The following is a 25,797-nucleotide window of genomic DNA, read 5'->3' on the forward strand; positions in this document are numbered from 1 at the left end:
GACTTATACATTGCGCATCTTCTTCAAGTCCACGTTTTGCGCGCCCGGCATGGAGCGTAAGCGCACCAACTAGGCTGCGGGTGGCTACGTTGGTGACTTGGAAGGGGTGACTCGCTTTTAGCGAAAGCGTCTATGCAGCTCTTCGCAAAGAAGTAATAAGGACATTGCGTGCTACAAAAAGTGATTCTGCTGATTCTGATCGCCAGCTTGGGCGGCTGCATGGCCACCGCGATGCGGATGGATTACGACAAACACCGATGCCCCTATATTGGCCTGCGCTTTGACTGGTGGCTGGTGGGTACGTCCAAAGGAAAGCTGATCCCTTTCTTGCTTATCGACGCGCCGTTCTCACTGGTGGTCGATACCGTATTCTTTCCCTTCGAATATCAGTACAGCTGCAACCTATAAGTGACTGCGATTCTTACGTGTCGGGGGATTTGTGGTTACTGTTGGCGTTGGTTCACGGCAAGGTCGGTCCGCGAACCAGGATTCAGACAGAGCGCTTTTCTAAAGTAGAGGGATTCTCATGAAAGCCGTAGTTTACGAAGCCTTTTCCCAACCCCCACGTTTGATGACAGTCGAAGACCCGACCCCCGAGCGTCACGGTGTGGTTGTTCAAGTCCTGGGTACGGGCGTCTGCCGAAGCGACTGGCATGGCTGGAAAGGTCATGACCCTGACATTCAACTGCCCCATGTGCCCGGTCACGAATTGGCGGGAATCGTGGCGGAGGTGGGGCGGGATGTCACCCGATGGAAGGTGGGCGATCGTATCACCGTGCCTTTTGTCGGCGGCTGCGGCGCGTGTCCGGAATGCAATAGCGGCAACCAGCAGGTGTGCCACAGCCAGTTTCAGCCGGGTTTCACCCATTGGGGCTCTTTCGCCGAGTATGTGGGGATTCACAAGGCGGATTTGAACCTGGTTGCGTTGCCGGAAAGCATGGACTTCGCCACGGCGGCGAGCCTTGGTTGTCGGTTCGTCACTTCGTTCCGTGCGGTTGTCGATCAAGGCAAGGTCACGGCGGGCCAGTGGGTGGCGGTTCATGGCTGTGGTGGCGTGGGGCTGTCCGCCGTGATGATCGCCCACGCTATCGGGGCGAACGTCATCGCCATCGATATCTGCGACGATAAGCTCAAGCTTGCCCAGTCGCTCGGTGCCGTCGCGACAATCAACGCAAGCCGGGTGGCGGATGTCACCGAGGCGGTACTCGAGATTACGAAGGGCGGCGCTCACGTTTCGCTGGATGCCCTGGGTCATCCAACGACCTGCTTCAACTCCATCAATAATCTGAGACGGCGTGGAAGGCATGTCCAGGTCGGTTTGATGCTGGCGGACCACAGCACGCCCTCGATCCCAATGAGTAAGGTCATTGCCTACGAGCTGGAGATCTGCGGCAGCCATGGCATGCAGGCTCATCGTTACGGCACGATGATGGACATGATCACGTCCGGCAAGTTGGCGCCTGAAAAACTGGTGGGTAAGACCATCAGCCTTGAGCAATCGATTGATGCGCTCATGAACATGGACCGGTTTGACACCGCAGGCGTTACGGTTGTGACGCAGTTCTAAACGCTTGCCGCTGGCTGGCCGAGGGATTCCCGATAATGCGCTTCGTCGACTTCGGTCAGGGTTGCATAACCGTCGTAGTGATATAGGCGATGTTGGTCACGGGCGTAGCGGTCATTCAGGAACTCGAGGGTGGCCAGGTCGATCCGCTTGGCGCTCAACGGGCGTCGATGACAGAACAACTTGCGCGTGCCCAGTTGCAGGAAGTCGGGGTGGGGCACGCGCACTTCATCAGGAACGAACGCCACGTCCAGCGGCTTGCCTTCCGAGAAGATCAGCGTAGGGCTGACAGCATAAGTGCCGAGCATGCGGGTATCCGAGGGATGTAGCTTTTTTTTCGCCTCACCGTAGTAATACACCGTGTCCTGATCCTTGGCCCAGCCATGCCCACAGGACTCGAAAGAGGCCGCTTGTGCCTTACGAATCGGTTCCGGGGGATGGTAAAAAATCCGGTGGCAGAACACCGTCTTGCCGTCGGTCAGGTAGGGTGGGCCGAGTGAGCGAAAATGTTCCGCCGATTCCGGGGAAAAACGTTCGGGTACTTCCGTGTCGGCGTTATGGAATGGGATCAGATACAAACCGTTGGCATCACCGCACAGATGCGTGTCCAGCAATTTGAAACTCGCTGCGTCCAGCCCGTTGATCACACGTCCATGGAAATACACCTGGCCGCCCCGTTCGAAACCGAGACCGATGGCCTGTAGTGGCAACGTTTCCGTGTATGTTTGCGCGGCTTCAGGCTGTGCCTGCAAGCGGTGCCACCAATAACCTTCCAACTGTGGATGGGCGTCGAAGTAAGGCGCCCACGCCTCTTGCATGGCCGCATCGATGATGCCGCCAGAGCCCAGCGGGCCGTGCTTGTCACCGACCAGCACGGGCGAGTAATCCTGGTCATTACGACAGGGCTGGATCACGACGAAGCTCTCCACGTCGACATCGAGGCGTTTCTGGCGCCTGTAGACGTGTTGGTGATCACGGTAATAATCGAACCCCAAGTGACGAAAGCTCGGGCCATGGGCATCGCGCAGGCGGGTCCCGGCGGCGTAGACGTACTGGTCGTCCACGGCAAAATACTCATCCTCGTATTCGCTGGCGCTGACCACGCGGCCGCCTTCATCGAACGCGGGCTGCCAGCACTGGAGCAGGTGGAAGTCGCCTACGTAGCGAATGGTTTTTCCAGTCAGGTAATAGGCGCGTTGCTTGTCCTTGGCATAGCGTTCGTTAAGCACGGTGAAGGTCGCCAGGTCGGCATTGTCGATGCGGTAGAAGTATTCATAGGCAATGCTCGAGCCTTGCTGCGCTTGCACGATGATCGACTGCCCATCGGTGCCCCAGCGTTGGGCGAGCATCTGGAAGTTGTCCGGGTTGGCGACCGGCAGTGGCGTGCCGTCCTTCTGGTGCAGGGGCTTGAAGCCCCTATAGACTTGATCGTCGATCACTCGATAGGACGGGTGGTTGCAATACCGCACCCGCGCCGTGGCGCTGGCGATAATGTGCCCCTGCAAAAAGAGATGCACACCGTCGCAGAACAGCGCGGATGCTGAAGTCACCGAGGCCGGGGACGAGGCCAGCAGGGCCAGCCTGTCGGGTTGCGCCTCGTGGATTTGGGTAATCGCGTACTCGTCGAACCAATAGGAACCGGTTGCGTCACGCCAGTACTGGTGGCCGAGGCTTTCCAGGCCCTTGTCGAACCGAAACGGCAGGGGCTGCAGCGCATGGTAGCCGTGGCGCTCCCGGTAGGCCGGAAGCAGGTAGTAATCACGCTGGGCTTCGCGCAAGACCCAAGGGTTGCGTCGATGCCGCCAAACCGGCTGACCGGCCAGCAAGGGCGAGGGCGGATAGTGCCCAGCGCTGGCACATTGTGCTAACTCGCCAGGTCGTGTGCCTTGAGGGTTGAGCATGATGTACACATCAGGCACTTGCCCATCGCCCAGCAGCACACCGTCCAAGAATGCGAAGCCTTGATGCCATTCAAGGTTCAGCGGTTCCCAGTCAGCAATAGCAGTATCTATGTCTGTCATGTCATTGCGATCTGAACGTTTCATGGTTGGCCAAAGACGACAAGTTTCACCCGAGTTCGACCCCTGGCGAGGCTGGTCCAAGAGTGTATACTTTGGCAAATTTTGTCAAAAAACAGGCAAAGTCATGAGTACCATGAACATCTCCCTACCGGACGCTCTCAAATCATTCATAGATGATCAGGTTAGCCAGAGAGGCTACAGCACCAGTAGCGAATATGTGCGGGAGCTGATTCGCAAGGATCAGGATCGGCAGCAGCTGCGTGGCTTGATACTGGCCGGGGCGGAGTCTGCTCCCACTGCTCCTGTGAATGGCGACTACTTCGAATCCCTTCGGGCCAAGGTGCGCAAGGGGAGAGGATGAAGGCGAAACCCGTCATTGCGCGAGCTCTTGCCAGCCAGGATGTAGAGGACGCCATCAACTATTACCTAGGCGAGCAGGCAGAGCAGGCGGCACTCAATTTCATCGACGCCTTGGAAAACGCCTATATGCACATCAGCCGCCATCCGGCATCGGGTATGTCCAGGTACGCCCATGAGCTGGATGTCCCCGGATTACTCTGCTGGCCGCTGAAACGTTATCCCTATCTGGTGTTCTACGTGGAGTGCAACGAACACATTGACGTATGGCGAGTTCTACACGCCATGCGGGACATTCCTGAATGGATGTCATCATGAGTCAAGCGAACCCGTTGGCCACAATGACGTAGCCCAATCTGCAAAGATTGGGCTTTTTTACGCCTGAAAATAGGGACCACCAAACCAAAGATCCCCGCCGCCACGCTCAAAAAATGAACTTGAACAGCGCAATCACCACGATCAGGCCAATCAGGAAAATGATACCTACGGTACCGCCAAGGAATTTCAACATAAGAACGCTCTCATCGGATGGGCTTAATCGTCTAGACCGCCACCGATAACGCTCGTTTCGTCGAATATTCATGCGTGATGATCAATGGACCGCAAAGGACCTTGGCACTGGCACATGTTCGAATTTGGAAATGGTCTTGATCCAGTAACGGCGGTAGTCCGTCTGGTCCGGTGCCAGTGGCTTGTGGCTGGACCATGGGTGTTTCTCCTTCAGGCTGGCGCGGTACGCTTCCCATTCTTTCTGCTCGGCCACTTCCCGGGCTTTGCTCCGGTCGTCGAACCAGCCCAGCACGTAAGCTTCGCCCTGGTCCGTGCCGTGCGCTATCAGCAAATAAATCTCTGTCATGACTGACCTACCGTTCTGTCCTGCGCCCCAGTGGCGGGGTCTTATCCTGGGTATCGGCCGTTATTGGCGGTTTTTGAGATTGATCGCAGAAAAACGCTGAGCCCAGAGGTGCGCCTGACGAAATTGATGAACCGTCGAGCGGTCGCTTGGGCTGGCGAGTGCTTCGACGGCGGTTTTACGCAAATCGCTGTCTTCATCCACGATCCAGACGCCCGGTTCCTGGCTGCGCAGGGCCATTTCACCGAAGCGGGTGGAGATGACGGGCAGGCCGAGGGCACGGTATTCGTAGTATTTGATCGGGTCGACCGAGGCGGTCAGGCGATTGAGCTTGAACGGGATCAAACCCACCGAAAACCTTGCCATGGCCGCGATTGCGCTGGCGTGAGAGCACTCGGGGAGCAACTCGATGTTGGCAGGCAATACGCATGACGAGGGTGTGAAGACGGGGCCGATCAGCTGGATTTGGTTTCCGGGATTGGCCTTTGCCAGTGCTATGACCAGGTCCCAGTCGAACCAACGACCCAGCGTGCCGACATAACCCAGCACCTGTTGCTTGGCACCGAGGTCCAGGCTCTCGACCGGCGCCAGTGCCTGCATGTCACAGGCATTGAGGGCCAGTTCAACCTGGTCGGTCATGCCCATGAGTTTGTCGCGAAGCGGGCTGGAGGACGCCAGGACTGTGCCCACCCGTCGAATGAGCTGCGCCTGGCGACGTTCCATGGACCCGCGTGACAGGCCCTGATAAAAGGCCGGGAAATCGTCCATGGCATCGTAGACGGCAGGGCTTTGCGGGATCAGCGCCAGCAGTTGCAAGGCCAGCTCGGAAGGTTTTCCCACACAGATCATGCAGGGCCCTTGGGCGGAGAATGCCACGGCCTCTTTGAACAGGTTGCGCCACAATCGCTTGAGCAGCACGGCCGAGCCTCGCAGGGGCTCGATGGGTAGGCTCTGGGGTTTGCGGACCCGCAACCAGGGTGGAACGCTGACGCTTTGCTGATCGGCAACAGGCGGCTTGCGCGTGAGGTCGGTCAGCGTCGGTAAGCGTGTCGGGTACGGATCGATCCAGAAGACCGGCGCCCCGGTCTGCTGGTGATACCAGTTGACGAAGTGATGGGGGCGCTGGCTGAAGCTGGCCCATGGTACCGGGGACAGGTAGATCATGCGCATGACTGGAAGTACTGCCTTAGAGCGTCGACGATGCGCGCTGCGGCCTTGCCGTCGCCATAGGGGGAAACCCCACGCGCCATACTCTGGTACGCCTGTGGGTCATCGAGCAGACGCTGTGCCTGTTCGACGATGGTGTCCCGGTTGGCGCCCACCAGCTTGACCACGCCGAGCTCGACGGCCTCCGGGCGTTCGGTTTCTTTCCGCAATACCAACACGGGTTTGCCCAGGGCCGGGGCTTCTTCCTGCACGCCCCCGGAGTCACTGATGATCAGGTAAGAGCGCTTTATTGCCGCGATAAACGGCGCGTAATCCAGCGGTGCGCAGAGGAGGATGTTCGGCGTCTGGCCGAGCAATCGATGGGCGACATCCTTGACGTTTGGGTTGGGATGGACGGGGTAGAGGATCTGGATGCCTGGGTTGCGCTCGGCCAGGTCCTTGAGGGCCTGGCAGATATTCTGGAACGGTTCGCCGAAGTTTTCCCGTCGATGGCAGGTCACCAGCACCAGGCGTTTACTGGCGTCCAGTGGGATAGCCAAGGTTGAGTCCCGTGCCGCGGTCATCAGCAAGGCATCGATCACGGTATTGCCGGTCAGGGTGATATCCCTGGCGGCGACACCCTCGCGCAGCAAGTTGTCCACGGCATGCTGGGTGGGTGCGAAATGCCAGCGAGCCAGTTTGCCGGCGATCACCCGGTTGGCTTCCTCGGGGAACGGGTTGCACAGGTCCCAGGTACGCAGGCCCGCTTCGACATGACCGAAGGGAATCCGCAGGTAGAAACACGCCAGTGCGGCGCACATGACCGTGGTCGTGTCGCCTTGAGCCAGTACGACGTCCGGTTTCTCGGCTTGCAGTACGCTGTCGAGTTCAAGCAGCAAGCGTGAGGTCAGCGCCGTCAATGACTGGTTGGGGCGCATGAGGTCCAGGTCCAGGTCGGCGGTGATTGCAAACCCCTCCAGCACCTGATCCAGCAGGCCTCGGTGCTGGGCGGTGGCGAGTACCCAGCAATCGATATTGTTTTCGGCCTGGAGTGCCTTGATCACGGGGGCCATCTTGATGGCTTCCGGACGCGTACCAACGATGCAAAGTACCTTGCGGGTCATGCCTTTTGATTTCCTATCGTGGTGGCAAGCGAGCGTGCTATCCGGTCCGCGTTGGCCATGAGGGTCAGCGTGTGGGATTTCTCGGTAAGACTGGGCAGACAGGCACCGTCGACAATGTGCACACCGCCAAGGCCCGCGACTTCGCCAAGGCCATCAGTCTGCCCGATCCTGGGCGTCGAGTGCATGGGCAGGGTGCCCGCATAATGGATATCCGCCCCCGGCCTGCCGACGGTGAAGCTCATGGGCATCAATAGCGCGCCCATTTTCCAATAGATCCGGCGCAGCTTTGCCTCGGCGGCCTTCATGAGCCCGGGGAGTTCCGGATGCTCGTGGCCGTTGATGCTCAACGAACCGTCAGGGCGCAAGACCGCCGTGTTGTGAGACAAGTGCCCGGGCAGGAAGATATTCCCGACGACGCAGGCGCTGAGCAGGTTTTTCAGCAGTTCGATGCTGTAGCGTTTGCTCAGGGGGATCCGGCTGACAAACTCGGTCATGGGCAAACCTGTGGTGCTGAACGTCGAACCGAACGCCGTGGCACCGGATGTCAACGCCAGGGCAAACGATAACTGGCCCAGACCAAATGCCGGCGCCCTTGGGGTCCCGAGCATTTTCGGCAGCCACAGCAGGAAGGCAGCCGTCGGCGATGACAGCAGCGGTATCGGGGCCGAATGGTTCAGGCCCTTGAGGGCGAGCCGGGTCGAGGCCAGGGTGCCCGCCGCCAGCAACAGGCGTGTGCCGCGCCAGCGCCGGGCGGAGCGAGGATCGATGATCGTCCATGAACCGTCCTGTTTCTGCAGCTCGTCCACCAGGAAGTCCTGGACGTGCTGGAATCCCGGGTACTGCTTGAGTTTTCGCAGCTCTTGCGATGCGCTGTACAAGGCCTGGTTGTGACAGCCCCACAAGCAGTTTCCCGCCAGGTCGCAGGCCTTGCGCTCGTCCAGGGGCTGGCTCAAGACGGCGACCCGGGAGCGGCCAAGGCGAAACCCCAGGTCGGGAAACGCCCCACGACGCCGGGCGTAGTGATCGAGCAGGCGTTGATGCAGGGCGTCCAGTGGCAGCGGCGGTTGCGACCACTCATCGAGGCCGAAATAGCTTGAAAGATCGTCGTCGATCCGGCCGCTGATGCCGATCCGGCGGGCGACCGTTTCGTAGGAGGCCTGCATCTCGGAGTAATCGATGGGCAGCCCGGCAAAGTCGCTGGCACCGAGCGTTGCCACGCCGCAACCCCAGGCATTGGACAGGCCTCCGGTTGCCAGTGAGCCGATGCCGATAAAATTGTCGGTCTCGATGCGATTGCCGGCGCTGAACCCTTCGAAGACATGGGCATGGGTCGGTGTCTTCAGTTTGGGCGATACCGCGTCCGGTTGGTTCAAGGCGTGGAAGTTTTCGCCGATCATCCATTTCCACTGCTGCGCGTCGTGGGTCCTGGCGCTGAGGAATGGGCGGGTTGGCAGCGCCGATGAGCCGCTACTGGCCTGGGCATCGACCATGAGGACTTTCAGGCCCGCCTTGACCAGCGGATAGGCCGCCGAAGTCCCGGCCGGGCCGCTGCCGACAATGATCACATCGAATTCAGGTTTCACGGTGGGCTTCACTTCCAAGCAACAGCTGGCGGGCAAAGGAACGGCACGACAGCGCCGCTAGCTGCCACACCAACGCTTTGACCGCGGTGAGTCCCAATGCAACCAGCGTGGCGACAGGGCTGCGCGACTGTTGGACGCCGAGAAACACCAGCGCGCCCTGGGGACTGGCTTCGGCGATACCGAGTGCAACCTGCAGGCGCCAGGCCAGTTCCTGGCCGTCGGGCTTGCGCAGGACGCCGGGGCTGTCCAGGAGTGTCAGGAGTATCGGCCAGCCCATCATCAAGGGCGAATGAATGACGGCGCGGGTTTTTCCCGCACGCTCCAGTGCCCGGGCATAGCGACTGACCAGGCTTCTGTGCGGCGGGCGTTTGAGCAGGTAGTTCAGGAGCACCGTGGCTTCCTGGAGAAGGCCTCGACGTTGCCCATGGCCGGAGCGATGCATGCCGTGGGCAAGGGGGCGCAGTTGGATGCCGAGTTTTTGCAGGGACCGCTCGCTGTCCATGGGCGGCAGGTGGATGAGGGCGAAAATCCGCTCCAGGCCCAGTTTCGTGCTCAAGGATCGCCCGAGCGACCGGCGCAATAACCTGAGCAATGGCACCGGCAGTGGGATTGGCAGGCGAGTGGCACGGACCCGGTGCGTCGCGATCGACTTCAGGAAGCGGCCAAAGGCAATCGGCCGCACGGCGCCCAGGTTGAGGACCTCGGCATGCATGTCGTCGCGCTCGGCAACGGCCAGTATCGAGGCCGCGAGGTCGTCGACATGGATGGGTTGCACGCCAGGCGCGGGCATGAGGATCGGAATGAACGGGCTTCGACGAACCAGCCCTGACAACAAGCCGAAGAGCCCACGTTCGGGGCCGCCGTAGACTTGGCCGGGACGGATCACGGTGCCTCCGGCGGCCAGCACGTGCTGTTCGATACACCACTTGGTCCGGCCGTAAATGCTCGGAGCCATGGCCCCGGCGGTTTGGCTGGAGATGAAGATGAACCTGGCCGAGCCTTGTCGGGCGCACTGGATCAGCGCTTGGGCCGCGTTGACTTCGTCGTCCGCACCGGCGTCGGTCCCCGTCGAGGTGTCGGCTGCCAAATGGACCAGCGCCTGAACGCCGACCGGGCACTCGGGGGCCGGGCCCCGCAGGTCATAAGGCAGCCAGGCATAGGGAGCCGGACCCGGCTGGCGCGTCGCGTAAATCACCTCATGTCCCCTTGCCGCCGCAAGGGCGGACACCCGCTGTCCGATGTAGCCTGTCGCGCCGGTGATCAATAGCTTCATCGTCATGCACCTTCGGCGCGGTCAGGGGGAACCGGCGGATGCGTCGCGGAATGAAACACGAACAGTTTGCTGATCCAGTAGGTCAGGGCCACGCAGGCCACGTCGCAGACAAATTTCACCGGAGCAGGGCTGTCGACGATATACAGCCCCGCGCTGAACAGCGCCGACGCGACCGGGATATTGATGGCGAGCAACGAGAAATAGCGCACCGCTTGAGCCTTGCTGCTGCCATGGCTCGACTGGAACGTGAAGTGCCGATGCAAAAAGAACGCGAACACACCGGCGACGCCTTTGCCGATAACGTTGGCCAGCACGGGTTGCTCCTCGAATAGCGCGATCAACAGCAAAAAGGCGCCCATGTCCAACACATAGGCCACGAGTTGGATGGCGCCATACCGAATAAAGGTCAAGACGTCCTCCTGATGAGCACGATGTGATGCAGGGCCAATACCCGCCTCAACGGCTGCAGGAGCTTTTCAACGACTTTGAGCACGGGGATCAACGCGTCAGGCAGTAACTGGCGAAAGTTCAAGCCGCCGGAAACCAGGTAACGCAGATAATTGCCGCAGATTTCCTGATGGACGATTTCCAGGCCTGGGTACTTGCTCTCGAACGCCTGCCTGTCGCGAACGAAGATGATGTAGCTCAGAGCCTGGTTGGCGCCGTTCATGGGGCCGCTCGACGGTGTTTCCCAGGATGGGAAGTGCATGTCGAAGCCTTCGGACTTGAACAGGCGTTTATAGAGAAAAGCGGCAAAGGGGCCGTGGAAGGGCTCGATCAAAATGGCCCCGCCGCCGATCTTGAGCGTTCTTTCCAGTTCCGTGAAAAACCGATCGGGGTGAGGGAAGTGGTGAAAACAGTTCTGGCCATAAAAGGCCCTGACCGAGTGATCGTCCAGGCTCATTGCCTCGGCATCGAGTGCCATGTCCAGTTGTTCGGTGGCGACAATGTCCGTGGCCAGTACTTCAGGGTATGAATGACGCATGGGCGCGATGCCCGCCCCCAATTCCACCTCAAGGCCTTCGACCTTGAAGTAACGGTCTGCCAGGCGATGAAACGCGTGGTGGAACTCCACGAAGACTTCCCGGAGCATTCGCTTGCGTTCAAGCACTTTGCCGTGAAGTTCGAGGCGCTCGCCGCCATCGACATCCAATGCCTTGAGCGACGGGTCCGATAAAAAATCTCTCAGCGCTTTAATGAGTTTTCTTCCCGCAATGACGTTGCTTTAACACGCCTGGATTGCCGTGGCCGGCTGGGCACCGAGGCGATGTCGTAACCGAGGAACGCCATGATCAGTTGCAACCCCATGAGCATCGGCAGTGCACTAAGCATCACCGTGCCGGCGGGTGTCGCGATGCCATTCTGCGCCGATTCATACCAGTGATAACTGCCGAAGAAGATGCCGAACAAGAACATGACAATCCCGATCGGCAGTTCGATCGAAGCCAGGGACATGTCGCGAAGATAATAGTTGTAGAGCACGCGCTTGGTGAAATTGCGCAGGTGTTTGAACAGGAATTCGCCAACGATCTTCGAGATCTTGAGGTGACTGACTTCGTCGCCGTATCGGGCCTCCATCGGAATATCCACCACCACGGCGCGCACGGTGTTCAGGCGGAACAGGATGTCGGTCTCGAAAAAGTAGCGCTGGCTGACCTTGTCCAGGGGTAACAGCCTGGCGACGTCACGGTGAATCGCCGTGTAGCCGTTGGTGGGGTCGAACAGATCCCAGTAACCGGTCGACAGTTTGGCCATCAACGACAGTACCGCGTTGCCGAACAGGCGCAGCCGCGGCATCGATTGGACTTCTTCCAGGTCGAAAAACCGATTGCCCTTGGTGTAGTCCGCTTCTCTGGCCAGGATCGGTTCGATGAACAGCGGGATCAGGGTCGGGTCCATCTGGCCGTCCCCGTCGACTTTGACGATGATACTCGCACCGTCGGCGAGGGCTGCTCGATAGCCGGTCATGACCGCACCGCCCACGCCTTGGTTGATCTCATGGGGCAGCACCTTGACCCGGGGGTCGTTACAGGAAGCCAGGACATGCCCGCCGGAACCGTCCGGGCAGGCATCGTCGATGACATAGATGCGCCAGACCTCCGGCCCTATGGCCTCGATGACCCCGACGATGTGCGCGGTGACCCGATAGCTGGGGATGACGACGGCGACGCGTTGTTCGTCCGTGAAAAGCGCTGTTTTTGAGTTCATCGATATCGCCCGCTATTGCCTGAATGAAAGTGACTTGAACTCCAGGGGGATGTCGGTGTGCCCGGACGCATAAATGATCACGGACGTGGCATTCGCGGGGGCAACGACGCTCATCTCATGGGTCTCCCATTGCGTGGTGCAGTCAAACGTCTCGATGCTGGTGGTAATGAAGTCGCCTTGGTCGTCCATCCAATTGGCCTGGATTCTTCCGGCGGTGGCCGTCGTTGCGCAACGTGCGGACACGCTGTTGATGTACGTCAGCCCCGGCGTCACTTCGACCCGCTGTGTGGCCGGTGTCTTGACGTTGACGGTCAGGATCTTGCGCGACGCGTCATAGGTCGAGGGTGACGTCAGGCTCCAGCCCTCGAGGTTGGACAGCTGCGGGTCGAGCAGGTGTTCGTCGTGGGTGACATTGAGCTTGCGCAGGTCCAGGTCACCCAGTCTGGCATACGACGTGGACACCGTGAGCAGCCGATCGAGTTGCACCTGGGGAAGGGACTTGAGGTCGATCACCAGCCAGTTCACCTGGCGTCGGCGCAAGCGCTGGGTAAGCTCCAATGGTGAGGTCGCCGCGTCGAATTCGTTTTTCCACTTCAGGTTGTACCACGACGCGTAGAGGGCATCGCCATGCAAACCCGCCATCAAGGGCGATGCAAAGACCGCCACGGGCTGGTTCCCGCTATTCAAGGCGTTGACGGTGTCGACCATGTTTCGGATGGGCAGGCGTTCCAACAGGTAGGCGTCCCGACCGGCCTGGCTCAACAGCGCAGAGGGTTTGATGTCGCCATAGTAAGTCGCGGCCTGGATGAAACGGGTATTGGTCAGGACCAACACGGCCCCGGCGACGATGGCGAGGCTGCGCGGGAAGAACCTGGGGTCGGAAAAGGGCAGTGCCAGGATCACTGAGAACAGCGCGAATGAGGGGAACACATAACGCAGGTAGGCCGTTGAGTGGAACGTCATGAACATCGCGCCGGCGCCGACCAGGAGGATGCACAGGGCTTTTTTGTTGCCGCTCAACAGCACGGCGACGGCGGCCGTGGGCAGCAACAGCCATTGAAAGCCTGCCGCGCCGACGCGCCCCTCGATGAACTGAGGCGACTTGAAGACCATTCGATAGAGAGTGTCCCAGGTCATCCCTGTACCGAAAGCGGCTGGCGGTTCGAAATTGATGTTCGGCCAGAGTGGCGAATGGAAAATGGCATTGAAAAACGGAAACACCGGGTTACCGGTCAAGTACCCGGCAGAGACGTAAGGGGTGGCACCGGCCAGTATCAGGCCGGCACTGCCGAGCAGGAGCGTCTTGACGATGCCTGGGACAGCCCAGGCCTTGTACTGCACCAGCAGCATCACCAACAGCACCGGCAGGACGCTCAGGGTCACCGCCTTGGTCGCCATGGCGAAGCCCAGCAGGACGCCGGCCAGCAGCAGTTGCGACAGGCGCTCCGTGGGATCCGGCGTGAAACGTGAGACCTTCAGGATCGCCAGTGTCCCGGCCATCATGAAGGCGGTCCACGCCGACTCGATGTGCAGGCTGCTGCTTTCAGCGAAGGCGAGGGGCGTCGACAGAAAGATCAGGCTTGCCCAACGGGCACTTGTGGCAGAGCCTCCGGCCCAGAGGGTCATGTTGCGGATCTGCCACGCCAGCAGCAGGGTGAATGCGCTGTTGCTCAGGCGCGCTGCCGTTTCGCCGCCCAGCATATAGACGATGCTATAGATCCAGTCGGCCAGCATGGGCATGACTGCCCACACATAGGTGCTGGCATCGAACGACCATTGATGCCGCTGGGCCAGGTGTGAAGGGACGAAGAGGTGCATGGCCAATGCGTCGTGCCCGACCTCTGGCATGAAGGCGACCAACACGTAAAGACAGGCGAAGCTGCAGATCAGTACGTCGAGCGCCGTTTGGAGCGGTGTTTGCGTTGATCGGCTGGCCTGGATGTGTCGCAGCAGTTCACGGCCTATCGACGTGACGTGTCCGTGGCCCAATGCCAGCGGCAACAACAGCAGCGCGCCATACAGCCCGGGGTAGTTGATCGGCCAGTAGGCCGCCAGGCCTGTCAGCGTACCGAACGCACCGGCTCCCACCAGCAGGTGGACGCTCCAGTCGGCCGAGGCTGCTTGCCTGAGCACCCACCTGCCAAGCACGGTGGCAGACAGCGTGAACACCGCTACGACAAGCACCGGCCAAATCTGTGCGCAGGCGATGGCCAGGCACGCCAGCAAACCCAGGCAAAGAATGATCGGTGGCTTGCGCGTGACGACGGTGAGGGCGGCCAGGGCTGCCATCGACAGCAATATCGTCCGGGTGCCGCTGTTCATGGACGCCAGTTCAAGCGTAGAAAAACCGTACACGCCGACCACTGCACTCGCCAGTAAAACCAACACCACCACGGCGTACTTCAGGCTGAATCTGGGCAAAATATCGTCTCGGCTAAAGGGATAACGCTGTCCATTAAGGCAAACCAAGATCCGTGGCTCCCTTGAATTTGCATGCAAAGGGGCTGCTTACACGTCTCGGTACGTGTGCGGAACCCAGGATCCCCACTTGCTCTCGTAGATCGCCCGGTTCTTTTCGAAAAGGGCCTGTTTTTTCCTGGCTCCCAAGGTGTTGAACGAGGCGGACAGGTGGTGGTGAACGAAGACGTCTTCGGCACAGGCTGCGCGCATGCCATGCCGCTGTACGCGGCGGCAGTAATCGTCATCCTCGAAGAACCCCAGGCCATACTCTTCGCACAGGCCTCCGATTTGCTCGTAGGTCGAGCGCGGGAACATCACGCAGAAAAACGCCAGGGTGTTGATTTCGAACCACTCGCCCATGCGGGCGCGGGTCATTTGCGCGGCTTCGGCGGGCATGTCTTCCAGCCGCTCATAGCGGGTGCCGACTTTGGCCTCATTGCCGATGTTGTTGGTGATCGGGCCGATGATGCCGATTTCCTTATGGTCCTGCAGGTGACGGATCAGGCCTTTGATCCAACCGGCGGTGACCACCGTATCGTTGTTCAGGATGACCAGATAGTCACCACTGGCGGCGGCGAGGCCCAGGTTGTTGCCGGCGGCGAAGCCCTTGTTGTCCGGGTTGAGGATGACGATCCGGTCGGGATGGCCGTCGGCCCAGGCGCAGAGGTAGGCCGGGGTCTGGTCGCTGGAGTGGTTGTCGACGACGATGATTTCAAGGTTCGGGTATTGGCTCTGGGTCAACAGGCTGTCGAGGCAGGCCTTGGTCAGTTCGAGGTTGTTGTAGGTCAGCACCACGACGCTGACTTTGGGCTGGGGCAATGCCGCGATGGCATCGCGCAGGCTGGCGGCCCGGTGCTGCCAGGTCTGGCCTCGGGCGAACGATTGACGAGCCTCCAATGCGGCGCTGGCCTCCGGCAGTGTCCCCAGGACACCGCGCAGGGTCGAGATGAACTCAGTCGGCTCTTCAACCGCCCAGACCAGTTTGCCGAACTGGCTCAACTCCGGCAGTTTCACCGACACCACCGGTTTTCCCGCGCTCAGGTATTCATAGACCTTGACCGGGTTGGTGGCGAGGGTCAACGGTATGACCTTGAACGGTAGCAGGCAAACGTCCATGGCGTGGAGGTAGTAAGGCAGGGCGGTATACGGGACTTCACCTTCCAGGATCACATTCGGGTAGGCCTTGAAGTGTTTTTTTGCCTGGACGATATCACTGCCGATCAACAGAATCAGGTGCTGCGGGAAGGATTGGGCGACCCGCTTGACCAGGTCCAGGTCGAACCATTCGGCAATAACGCCGTAGTAGCCGATGATCTTTCTGTTGGCAGGGTCCCGGTAGACCCTGTCGGGACGTCGGCTGAAGAAACTGAACTCGCAGGCGTTGCGGATCACCTCGACGTTGCGGTTTTCCCGCTTGCCGTGTTGTTCGATCCAGTCGGATGTCGCCACCAGCAGATCGGCCCTGCGCATCAGGGCGATTTCCAGGTCGAGCAGTTCCTGGGCAACGTTGCCGAAACCTTCGTGATGATCCATGCAGTCATAGACCAGGGTGGCGTTGGGGACACGCCTTGCCAGCGGAAACCAGAAGGCGTGCTGGACAATGCAATCCGCGGCATCGACGTTCGCCGCTTCCAGGAGCATGGCCAGGCCTTCGCACAACTGGCGGATCACGGCCGCTGACGGAGGGGCATGATAGATGGCCGGTGCACCGCGTACCTTGAAACGGATCTGGAACAGCCGGTGGGAGCCTTCCAAAGGTTCTGCTTGGAAGCCGGGGGCCTCGTCGTCGATGAAATTGTTCGAGATATAAAAAGTCGTTTGTCCGGCCCGGGCCAATTCCTTGGCCAGGTTTTGTGGGCGTTGGATGCGAAAGTGCCAGTCAATCACGCCGAACATCAGGATCATGGGCTGCCCGAGGCTGGACGGTACGGCAACGTTTACGGGCGGTGGCAGAGTTTGCAGCGCAAAACCAGCGTCTGGCGATGATTCGCCTGGTGTTGCCTTGCCGGGTTTCAGCCAATTTCGAAGCCGACGCGCCAGTTTGCTTTTCTGCTGTGCGGTGAGGGGCAACCAGGCATAGACCCGGCGCGATAATTTATACAATTGCTTGCGTATCGAATAACGCAGCGGTGCACGTTCGATGGCGTTGCCCCAGTCGGAAAGCTTGAACAACTCGGCTTGCTTGGCCGCCAGTTGGGCACGCAAATCCACCGCCCAATCGGAAAACACGACAGCCTCTTTTTCCTTTGTCTGGATTAATGCCTCGGCGTCCTTGAGGTGCTGTTCGGCCAGCCGCAGTCGCTCACGCAGCCGCCCGGTCTTGCCTTCTTGAAGTGACAGGCGGGTGCGAAGCGCTTTTGAATCAAGGTTCAGTTGTTTGATAAGCCGATCTCGATTTTCGATTTCCTTGACCAACTGCAAGGCCTCAATGGATCTGGATTGTGTCGAGCGAGTCAGTTGGTCAATGCAATCAACAAGACGGTTGATCTGGTCCATGCGGTTTTCTGGTCCTTTGGTCAATACGGCAACGCACACGCGGTCTTTTTCAGGATCGATGTTGGCTTCAATCACCCGCCAGGCCTCCAGCCGTGCAATGAGTCAGCATAGCGGTTGCTGGACGGGGTGCCACGCAACAAACGTCATATGACGTCGGCGAAGCCTTTGCGTGTCCTCTGGAACCAGGCAAACCCGGCGCAGGCAATCAGCACCGAGACTGCCGAATAAGCCGCCAGGTGCTCCCAGTGCGGCGGCCGGCCCCAGAACATGACATCGCGAACCATTTCCACCGGCAGTGTCAGGGGATTTGCCTGCAAGGCGGCCTGATAGCTTTGCGGAAGCGTCGAGAGCGGATAGAAAATCGGCGAGAGAAACAGCATCGCCGTGATGATGACGCCGATGAACTGGCCGATATCGCGCAGGTAGACGCTTATCGAGGCGAGAAACCAGGAGATGCCCAGCGTCAGCAACACCAATGGAAACAGCACCAATGGCAGCAGGAGGGCGGTGATCGGTGGGGTTCCGAACAGGGCGATATAGAACATCAGCCAGGCCAGAACGCTGACCGCCATGTGGAACAGCGCTGCGCCGAGCGACACCAGGGGCAGGGTTTCCAGTGGAAAGACGATCTTCTTGACGTAGTTGGTATTGGCCAGCACCAGGCCCGGCGCACGGTTCACGCATTCGGAAAACAGGTTGAAGACCAGCAGGCCCGCGAACAGCACCAAGGCGAATTCGCTCTTGGATTCACCGCCGCCAGACCAGCGGGCCTTGAAAACGACACTGAACACGAATGTGTAGACCACCAGCATGAAAACCGGTGTGAAGAACGACCATAGAATACCGAGCATCGAGCCTTTGTAGCGACCGATGACTTCTCTGCGGATCAACACGTAGATCAGGATTCGATTGATCAGGACACTCTTGATCATGGCAACAGGGGACGTGCTGAACGACTGCATCGGTGCTTGATCCTCAAGGCAATAGCGGATGCTCCTCGAGTCGCATCCTCATGGAGTAGGCCCAGTGTAGATTCATTCGAAGTTTTTTATCCCATCTGTGCTTAACTCATCCGCAGCGCCCAACGAAGGACGGATTTCAGTGGCACCGCAATAATGGCCGTGATTCATGAAAGGGTTTTGCCGATGTCGTTTGAAGTGGCCATCCGCGCCGAAAACCTGAGCAAGTGTTATCAGATCTACGATGCGCCCAAAGACCGTCTATTGCAGATGCTGGTGCGCGGCAAGAAGCGTTTCTATCGCGAGTTCTGGGCCCTGGACGATGTTTCCCTGACCATCGCAAGGGGGGAGACCGTCGGTATCATCGGCCGTAATGGCAGTGGCAAATCCACCTTGTTGCAACTGATCTGCGGAACGTTGATGCCGACCCGGGGCGGTGTCCAGGGGCATGGCCGGATTGCGGCGTTGCTCGAGCTGGGGTCTGGTTTCAATCCGGAGTTCACCGGCCGGGAAAACGTCTATGTGAATGCGGCGGTGCTGGGCTTGAGTCGTGCAGAAATCGACGCTCGTTTCGATGACATCATCGCCTTCGCCAATATCGGCGACTTCATCGACCAGCCTACCAAGATCTATTCCAGCGGGATGCTGGTACGGCTGGCCTTCGCCGTTTCGGTCTGTGTCGAGCCTGAAATCCTGATCGTCGATGAGGCGCTTTCCGTCGGCGATGCGTCCTTTCAGTTCAAATGCCTGAATCGGCTGGAAGAACTGGCTGCCAAAGGCACCACGCTGCTGTTCGTCTCCCATGACATGAGCATGGTCAAGCGCTTCTGCCACCGGGTCATCTATCTGCGCGCAGGCCGGGTCGTGGCCAGCGGCTCGCCCGATGAAATGGCCGAGCTGCATTTGCTCGACATGCGTGACGAGCAACGTCGCTGGGCCAGTGGCGGGGTCATACCGGTGACGCGCAAGTCCTTCATGGGCGGGCAGGAGGGGATGGCCTTCGGGACCGAAGAGGGGCACATCAGCGCTGCCTGCTTCACCAACACCCAGCAGCTTTCCTCCAGCTACCTGTATGGCGACGATATCGAGATTCGCGTCGAGGCGTTGCTGCATGAGTCGATCACTCAACCCAACATCAGCTTCACCATCCAGGAAGCCAGGCTGCTGGTGATCGGTGGAGGCAACTTCGCACTGCAACCCGGCCCGGTCGAAAATGGCTGGCGGCGCGCGGCGATCACAGTGCGCTTCCCGGCCCACCTCGCCGAGGGGCGCTATCATGTCACGCTCAAGCTGTTGCACGGCGCGACGGAAGATACCTCGCAACTGATCGAGAAGCAGGTCGCGCCCTTGGCGTTCGACATGTTGCCGAACCACCAGGATTTTCTGGGCATGGTTGACCTGGGGTTGCAGAGGATCGACGCTCGACCGGTTGAGTCGCTTACCAAGGCCAGCGGGACTCAAGGGGCTAAGGTTGTGACGGAACACCCGGTCGAGCGCACGTGGCAGGTCGCTATATTCGGCACCTTTGACGTAGAGAACTATGGCGATCTGCTGTTTCCGATCATCGCCGAGGCTGAACTGACCCGGCGGTTGGGGTCAGTCAATCTGCATCGGTTTTCCTATCACGGGAAAAGCCGACCTCAATGGCCCTATGCGGTGACATCGCTGACAGAGCTGCCCCATGTAGCGGCGAGCCTGGATGGGGTCTTGATCGGCGGCGGTTTCCTGATCCGCTTCGATAAAGTGGTTGCCCACGGCTATGGTCCGACAACCGCCGATATCCATCACCCGACCGGTTATTGGCTGACGCCTGCGCTCATCGCCCAGCAGCACGCGGTCCCGGTCATGTGGAATGCCCCCGGGATGCATTGCAACGATATTCCCGACTGGGCCAGGCCGTTATTGACGATGGCCCTTGAGCAAAGCCAGTACGTGCGCGTCCGTGATGCACTGTCGCGCGATACCCTTGGTGCGCTGACTCGACAGGCCGAGATCGAAGTGTTGCCCGATACCGCGTTTGGCTTGCCCCGCCTGATCGATGAGCAGCGACCCTCGGCCGCGTTCATTCGCCTGCGCGAGCAGGCCGGGCTCACCGGCCCCTACATCGTGGTCCACGCCATTCACGTGGTGGAATCTTTTGTAAAACTGTTCGAAGACTACGCCGAGGCGTTCCAGGGCTATCAGTTTTTGGTGGTGCCGATTGGCCCTGTCCTGGGGGACGATCCGTCGGTCATTGCCGGGCGCTTGCCTGGGGCCGTCACCTTGTCGTTCTGGCCTGAACCGTTGCTCATGGCGGAAATTCTCAGCCAGGCCGAAGCGGTGATCGGTCATAGTTACCACCTGGCAATCACCGCCCTGGCGTTTGGCGTCCCGGTGTTCTGCTCGGCGGACCTGACCACGGGCAAATACACGGCGTTGGCTGGGTTCGACACACTCCACGCATTGCCGGACGTGGCGACAGTCGATCCGCAATGGTTTCTCGCGCGAGTCGGCAAGACCCGCCCATCGCCGGCGGCGCGTGCGGCGGCGGATCAATTGGTCGAGCATTGGGACCGGGTCGCGGCGATCATTCGCCAGGGCAAAACGTCGTCCCGGCCGGTGTTGGGCGCTTTTCTACAGCATCTGCCCAATCTGCTCGAAACCGCCGCCCAGGGTCGCGAGCCATTGCCGGCTGAATGTCCGGCAAGCCCCGTCGTGCCGGAGCCGGGCATCATCGAACCGGCACAGAACCTTGCAGCACAGGAGCTTGCCCAGCAGCAACGGATTGTCCAGCTCAGTCAGCAACTGGCCCTCAGTGACGCCAGGATGCTTGAGTTGCAGAACTCCAATTCATTCCGAATGACCGCGCCACTGCGCTCCATTGCCCGTGGTATCAGAAACCTGACAGCGAACAAGAACAGACAATGCTAGATCTCTCTCGTCTCACGCCAGCGGCGCTAAAGGCCCATCCCTATACCTGGGCTGAAATCGGCAGTCTGTATTCGCCCGAAGATGCCGCCGCATTGGCGGCGTCGTTTCCTCACGATCATTTCAAGACGGTGAGTGGTTATGGCGGTGAGAAAAACTATGACTATGAAGCGCGTGCCCTGGTGAGCATGGGCACCCATACGATCGCCTTCCCTGAAGAACTGAGCGAGGCATGGTTGAGGCTGGCGCAGGACCTTGGCTCGGCCGGCTATCGAGAGGCCATGTCGGAGCTGACCGGGATCGACCTGCGCAGCGTGCCGATGGAGGTCAACGTCTTTCATTACGGCCCCGGTGCGAGCCTGGGGGCCCATCCGGACCTTCCGGATAAACTGGTCACCCATATCCTGTATTTCAATGAGTCCTGGGACCGCAACGACGGCGGTTGCCTGACCATCCTGCACCGCAACGATCCCAGCGCCGTGGCGGCCGAGATCGAGCCACGGGTGGGCAATTCGGCGGTCCTGGTGCGCTCGGATAATTCCTGGCACGCCGTCACCCCCGTGGTGAGCGGCTGTCAATCTTCCCGCCGCAGCCTGACGGCAACGTTCTACCGGCCCGGTTCCCTCAGTTCCATGTGGCCGCCGGGTGACAGCACGCCGCTGCATGGGTACCCACGTGCTTAAGCTCGACAGCGCCTTGATCGACCGCGACGCCGCCTTGGCCCAAAGAGACGCGGCCATCAACGAGCGCGATGTTGCCTTGGCGAAAGTCGACTTCCTGCAAAACACCCGTTCGTGGCGTTTCACCCGCCCCCTGCGCTCGCTGTTCCGATGGATGCGTTATGGGTTTACCGCCGCCCAGGAGTTCCCCGACACGGCCGCTGCAATTGTCTACCCGGCAGCACCGGAGCCGTTGCCGAACGTTGAGGTGGACGCTGATTTCGTCACGAAGGGACGCCTGGATATTCTCTGCTTCGCCAACATCGATTGGGCCGCACGCTTCCAGCGACCGCAGCAGTTGATGAGCCAGTTTGCGAGCAATGGTTATCGGGTGTTCTATATCGTCCCCGCCCGTGTACCGGAACAGGGACAGCTCTATGGATTGACACCGGTGGCGCCCAACGTCTTTGAAGTGGTCCTGCAGCGCGAGGCGCAAGAGGCGTATTACGAACAAATAGTGACGCCTGAAAATCATCAGGCTTTGCTGCGTGCCCTGGCTGCATTGGTCGCCGACATGCAGATCAGAACCGCCCTCTCGGTGGTGCATATCGCTTACTGGAGCCCCGTGGCACTCAGCCTGCGCACCCTGCATGGCTGGCGCATTCTCTATGACTGCATGGATGACTGGGATGGTTTCCCGAACATCGGCGAACAGCTGCTGAGCGAGGAAAAGACCCTGGTTGCCCAGGCCGACCTGGTGACCGTTTCCGCCGCGTTGCTTTACCAGAAGTGGTGCGCCCACAACCCACGCTGCGTGCTGGTGCGTAACGCGGTGGATTTCGCTTTTTTCCGGCAGCACTGTTTTACCAACGACGTGCTGAGTGGGCTTGTCGGCCCGGTGATCGGCTACTACGGCGCCCTGGCGCAATGGCTCGATTATCCCTTGCTGGCGGCGTTGGCGGACCGGCGGCCAGCGTGGAACTTCATCCTGGTGGGGGACATTTTCGTCGAGGATCTGGCAGGCCTGGAGCACAAGCCTAACGTGCAGTTGCTGGGCCACAAGCCGTACTCGCAGATGCCGCTTTACCTGGATCATTTCGATGCCTGCCTGATTCCCTTCAGGCTCTACAACGTGACGCATGCGGTCGATCCGGTGAAGTTCTACGAGTACATCAGCGCAGGCAAACCGGTGATCTCCACGCCATTGGCGGAGATGAGCATTTATAAGGACCTGCTGTACTTCGCCACCGGGGTCGATGAGTTCATCGAGCAGATCGAGCAGGCCTTGGCCGAACGCGACCTGGCCCTGTACAAGCGGCGCGTGGAGCTCGCCCGAGCGAACGACTGGAAGGATCGATTCGATAGCATGCAACTTGCTATCGTCGGGCTGTACGAGAAAGTCTCCATCGTGCTCGTGACATACAACAACCTCAACCTGACGATTCAATGTGTCAACAGCGTTCTACGTAATACCACTTGGCCCCATTACCAACTGATTGTTGTCGACAATGGCTCGGACGATGGTACGGCTGAATATCTTGAGCGCCTGCGCCAAGAAGTGCCGACCGCGAAGATCATTCTCAACCCGGACAACCGGGGTTTTGCTGCGGCGAACAACCAGGGCTTGCGAGAAGCCGACGGTGACGTGTTGCTGCTGCTCAACAACGACACGGTAGTGCCTGGCGGCTGGCTGGACCCGCTGGTCAGGCATTTGAGAGACCCGAGTATCGGCCTGGTCGGGCCGGTCACGAATGCGGTAGGCAACGAAGCGAAAATCGCGATTTCCTACACCGACATTCAACAGATGCAAGCGTTTGCAGACCGCTACACCGAAGCCCGCAAGGGGCGGACGTTCGATATCTCGATGCTGGCGATGTTTTGTGTCGCCTTTCGCCGCAGCATCCTCGAAGAGGTGGGGTATCTGGATGAAGCATTCGGTATCGGGATGTTCGAGGACGACGACTACAGCCGTCGCGTGCAGGCGGCCGGCTACCGGACGGTCTGCGCCGAAGACGCGTTTATCCATCATTATGGGCAGGCATCGTTCAGGAAGCTGATCGCCAGTGGCGAGTATCAGGCTCTCTGGGACAAAAACCAGGCGTACTTCGAAAGCAAATGGGGGGCGTGGCAGGCCCACGTTCATCGTGACGAGCCTGGCGGGGAGATGGGGGAGAAGGCTGGGTCGCGATAAGGCCATCACCTTGACGGTAACACCGTCATCGCGAGCAAGCTCGCTCCCACATGGATGATCGGCAGCCACAAAATGCATGCACGCCGTAGAACCCTGTGGGAGCGAGCTTGCTCGCGATGTCGTCGACACCGACACATGCAACATCATCGCCATAGTGCCAAGGCTATTTCAGCGCCCGGGCAAATCTTCATCCATCAGGTGAAACGCCCGGGGAGCAAAACCAAGCCAGTCACTGGCGTGCGAATGGTCGAACACCAGGTCCTGGTTCATCCGCCCCACCAGGGCGCTTGAAAGATGTCGGTAGCGTGGCAGGCAGCGCAAAATCGAAACGCCCGCGCTGAGTGCCTTGGCGGGGAGGGGCAGTGTTCGCTCCGGGCGACCCATGGCCTGGAATATGCGCCTGACCATCATGTGATAAGGCAAGGCTTCTCCCCCCGAGAGGTTGTAGCCGCCACTGGGCAGGCCAGGCGTGCTCACGGCGGACAGGCACGCCTGGATCACGTCATCCCCGTGCACTGGCTGGCGCAAGCCGGTACCGCCACCGATAAGCGGGAAGAATCCGAAGCGCTGAATGAAACGCGCGATTTGCGAAACGTTCTTGTCGCGGCCAAAGCCATAGATCAGGGTCGGCCGCAGGATCACCCACTCGATTTGCCGTTCGATCGCCCACTGCTGGAGTTGTTCTTCTGCACGTATCAAGCGTTGCGCCACGTCCCTCTCCCGAGCGTCAGGCGATGCGTGCTTGGCGAAGCGGCTCGTGGAGGAGAGCACGACAACGCGTTTGACGTGAGTGCTGGCAAGGCGTTCCAGGTAGTCGGGCAGCACCCAGAGGGGGGCGAATGACAGGAACGTGTCCAGCGCCAATCCGTGCCAGTCGTCCGCCTTTCGCCAGGTCACACCGGGGCAGGGCACCTTGGGCAGGCTTCGAGTGAAGGCGCTCGTCAGGTGGCCGGTTTGTGCCAGCAATGGCAGGGCGCGCTCGCCCAGGAGGCTGGAGCCACCCAATATTCCTATCCGCAATTGAGCGCTCTTATCGTAGGTTCCATGCACTTCTAAACCGGGTGGTGGCGTGGCGAAGGACCACCAGGCCGAATCGAAACCAGACTCCGATTACCACGCTGACCCACAGGACGGTAGGGTACTTGCGGCGAAAGAACTTGCGATAGAACCGCAGGAATCCCAGGTGTTTGTGCCATTCGACGAAATAGGGACGATGACGACTGCAACCACCGAATACATGCATTACCCGGGCATCTGGTACGAACAGCACGCGCCAGCCGGCCTGATGAAAGCGCATGCACCAGTCGAGGTCCTCGCAATGAAGGAAATAGTCTTCGTCCCATAACCCGACACTCTCGATCGCTTCGCGCTTGACCAGCATGCACGCCCCAGAGATGGCTTCAACGGCAATGGGGGTACCGGGTAGCGGCTCCTTGTGCAATAAAAAGTCGGATAACAGCGATGGGAAAAGTCCTGAGAGCCGCGAAAGTCCGAAAGCCCGCATGAAGGCGCGCCTGGGCGTGGGAAATACCCGGCGTCCGCCGGCCTGTTCACTGCCGTCCGGGTTGCACAGGAACCCTCCGACCATGCCGATCTCCGGCGCGCTGCGCAGTGCCAGTAGCAAGTGGTCTATGGCATCGGCGGCCAGCACGGTGTCCGGGTTCAAGAAAAACAAGTTGGGGGCCGCTGACAGGTGGGCACCTTGGTTGCACGCCACGGCGAAGCCGAGGTTGGCGGCATTGCGTACGATGTGAAGCGAGTCGCCGGCAGCGTGGGTTCGCTCCACCAGCAGCAGGCTATCGTCATGGGAGTCGTTATCCACCACGATCACGCTGGAAGCGCCGGCGGCAAACGCCGACCTTACACACGCCAACAAAAGTTCACCGGCATTGTAGTTGACGATGATCACATCACATTCGCCACGCAGAGATGATGTGGCCCATTCATCCATAGCCAGCAGTTCCACTGCCTCCAACTTCATCACTCCTTGTACAAA

Annotated in this window: 20 protein-coding genes and 2 pseudogenes; 8 read left to right on the plus strand and 14 right to left on the minus strand. The window is 59.8% G+C overall.

The features are described from left to right. Nucleotides 1–168 precede the first annotated feature (168 nt). Both J4E63_RS08310 and J4E63_RS08315 read left to right on the plus strand, forming a co-directional pair. Nucleotides 169–408 (plus strand): YceK/YidQ family lipoprotein, encoded by a 240-nt coding sequence (locus J4E63_RS08310; protein ID WP_207281619.1) that lies wholly within the window; start codon nt 169–171, stop codon nt 406–408. A gap of 118 nt (nt 409–526) precedes the next feature. Then, nucleotides 527–1,567, plus strand: a complete 1,041-nt coding sequence (locus tag J4E63_RS08315) for a zinc-dependent alcohol dehydrogenase family protein (protein ID WP_207281620.1) — start codon at nt 527–529, stop codon at nt 1,565–1,567. Here the strand turns inward: J4E63_RS08315 and J4E63_RS08320 are convergent. After that, on the minus strand, nt 1,564–3,585 hold the full coding sequence (locus J4E63_RS08320; protein ID WP_207281621.1) for a DKNYY domain-containing protein: 2,022 nt from the start codon (nt 3,583–3,585) through the stop codon (nt 1,564–1,566). The two genes, J4E63_RS08315 and J4E63_RS08320, sit on opposite strands and share 4 nt — an antisense overlap. A 124-nt stretch (nt 3,586–3,709) precedes the next feature. Between J4E63_RS08320 and J4E63_RS08325 the strand changes: the two genes are divergently transcribed. After that, a complete protein-coding gene (locus J4E63_RS08325) occupies nt 3,710–3,946 on the plus strand; it encodes a type II toxin-antitoxin system ParD family antitoxin (protein ID WP_207281622.1) in 237 nt (78 codons plus the stop codon). Then, nucleotides 3,943–4,260 (plus strand): type II toxin-antitoxin system RelE/ParE family toxin, encoded by a 318-nt coding sequence (locus J4E63_RS08330; RefSeq protein ID WP_063320410.1) that lies wholly within the window; start codon nt 3,943–3,945, stop codon nt 4,258–4,260. Before J4E63_RS08325 ends, J4E63_RS08330 begins: the two co-directional genes overlap by 4 nt. 274 nt (nt 4,261–4,534) lie before the next feature. Here the strand turns inward: J4E63_RS08330 and J4E63_RS08335 are convergent, their stop codons facing one another. The 11 genes from J4E63_RS08335 to J4E63_RS08385 form a co-directional block, all read right to left on the minus strand. After that, nucleotides 4,535–4,798 carry a hypothetical protein gene (locus J4E63_RS08335; RefSeq protein ID WP_003203536.1) on the minus strand — a complete coding sequence of 88 codons (264 nt, stop codon included), beginning with the start codon at nt 4,796–4,798 and terminating at the stop codon, nt 4,535–4,537. A gap of 60 nt (nt 4,799–4,858) precedes the next feature. Continuing rightward, complete coding sequence (locus J4E63_RS08340) at nt 4,859–5,965, minus strand: glycosyl transferase (RefSeq protein ID WP_207281623.1); 1,107 nt, start codon at nt 5,963–5,965, stop codon at nt 4,859–4,861. After that, a complete protein-coding gene (gene wecB / locus J4E63_RS08345; protein WP_207281624.1) occupies nt 5,956–7,065 on the minus strand; it encodes a non-hydrolyzing UDP-N-acetylglucosamine 2-epimerase in 1,110 nt (369 codons plus the stop codon). The genes J4E63_RS08340 and wecB overlap by 10 nt, the downstream gene beginning before the upstream one ends. Then, entirely contained in the window at nt 7,062–8,648 is a 1,587-nt protein-coding gene (locus J4E63_RS08350) for an FAD-dependent oxidoreductase (protein WP_207281625.1), read from the minus strand. Before J4E63_RS08350 ends, wecB begins: the two co-directional genes overlap by 4 nt. Continuing rightward, the gene (locus tag J4E63_RS08355; protein ID WP_207281626.1) at nt 8,638–9,921 is read right to left on the minus strand and encodes an NAD(P)-dependent oxidoreductase; all 1,284 of its coding nucleotides are present in this window, start codon (nt 9,919–9,921) and stop codon (nt 8,638–8,640) included. Before J4E63_RS08355 ends, J4E63_RS08350 begins: the two co-directional genes overlap by 11 nt. A 2-nt stretch (nt 9,922–9,923) precedes the next feature. Next, entirely contained in the window at nt 9,924–10,331 is a 408-nt protein-coding gene (locus J4E63_RS08360) for a GtrA family protein (RefSeq protein WP_207281627.1), read from the minus strand. After that, a complete protein-coding gene (locus tag J4E63_RS08365) occupies nt 10,328–11,014 on the minus strand; it encodes a class I SAM-dependent methyltransferase (RefSeq protein WP_259333627.1) in 687 nt (228 codons plus the stop codon). Before J4E63_RS08365 ends, J4E63_RS08360 begins: the two co-directional genes overlap by 4 nt. 92 nt (nt 11,015–11,106) lie before the next feature. Next, nucleotides 11,107–12,129: a glycosyltransferase family 2 protein gene (locus J4E63_RS08370; RefSeq protein ID WP_207281629.1), complete on the minus strand. Its 1,023-nt coding sequence runs from the start codon at nt 12,127–12,129 to the stop codon at nt 11,107–11,109. Nucleotides 12,130–12,141: 12 nt separating this feature from the next. Then, nucleotides 12,142–14,550, minus strand: a complete 2,409-nt coding sequence (locus J4E63_RS08375) for a phospholipid carrier-dependent glycosyltransferase (protein ID WP_259333629.1) — start codon at nt 14,548–14,550, stop codon at nt 12,142–12,144. A gap of 87 nt (nt 14,551–14,637) precedes the next feature. Beyond that, on the minus strand, nt 14,638–17,160 hold the full coding sequence (locus J4E63_RS08380) for a glycosyltransferase (RefSeq protein WP_310650696.1): 2,523 nt from the start codon (nt 17,158–17,160) through the stop codon (nt 14,638–14,640). Nucleotides 17,161–17,228: 68 nt separating this feature from the next. After that, nucleotides 17,229–18,047 (minus strand): ABC transporter permease, encoded by an 819-nt coding sequence (locus J4E63_RS08385; RefSeq protein ID WP_060738156.1) that lies wholly within the window; start codon nt 18,045–18,047, stop codon nt 17,229–17,231. A 183-nt stretch (nt 18,048–18,230) separates the two neighbouring features. On the opposite strand from J4E63_RS08385, the pseudogene J4E63_RS30795 reads away from it, so the two are divergent. The 4 genes and pseudogenes from J4E63_RS30795 to J4E63_RS08400 all read left to right on the plus strand — a co-directional run. Then, nucleotides 18,231–19,454: pseudogene (locus tag J4E63_RS30795) on the plus strand (ABC transporter ATP-binding protein); the annotation flags it as partial. A gap of 138 nt (nt 19,455–19,592) precedes the next feature. Further along, nucleotides 19,593–20,954 (plus strand): annotated as a pseudogene (locus J4E63_RS30800) (polysaccharide pyruvyl transferase family protein); the annotation flags it as partial. Continuing rightward, entirely contained in the window at nt 20,948–21,634 is a 687-nt protein-coding gene (locus J4E63_RS08395) for a 2OG-Fe(II) oxygenase (RefSeq protein ID WP_207281632.1), read from the plus strand. The pseudogene J4E63_RS30800 and the gene J4E63_RS08395, both read left to right, overlap by 7 nt. Further along, nucleotides 21,627–23,801, plus strand: a complete 2,175-nt coding sequence (locus tag J4E63_RS08400) for a glycosyltransferase (protein ID WP_207281633.1) — start codon at nt 21,627–21,629, stop codon at nt 23,799–23,801. The genes J4E63_RS08395 and J4E63_RS08400 overlap by 8 nt, the downstream gene beginning before the upstream one ends. A gap of 168 nt (nt 23,802–23,969) precedes the next feature. Here the strand turns inward: J4E63_RS08400 and J4E63_RS08405 are convergent, their stop codons facing one another. Together J4E63_RS08405 and J4E63_RS08410 are read right to left on the minus strand one after the other, a co-directional pair. Beyond that, nucleotides 23,970–24,806, minus strand: a complete 837-nt coding sequence (locus J4E63_RS08405; RefSeq protein WP_207281634.1) for an NAD(P)-dependent oxidoreductase — start codon at nt 24,804–24,806, stop codon at nt 23,970–23,972. Between the two features lie 25 nt (nt 24,807–24,831). Then, on the minus strand, nt 24,832–25,776 hold the full coding sequence (locus J4E63_RS08410; RefSeq protein ID WP_207282469.1) for a glycosyltransferase family 2 protein: 945 nt from the start codon (nt 25,774–25,776) through the stop codon (nt 24,832–24,834). Nucleotides 25,777–25,797: the final 21 nt, after the last annotated feature.

This window comes from Pseudomonas sp. FW300-N2F2, assembly GCF_017351655.1.
GTDB classification, from domain to species: domain Bacteria; phylum Pseudomonadota; class Gammaproteobacteria; order Pseudomonadales; family Pseudomonadaceae; genus Aquipseudomonas; species Aquipseudomonas fluorescens_AA.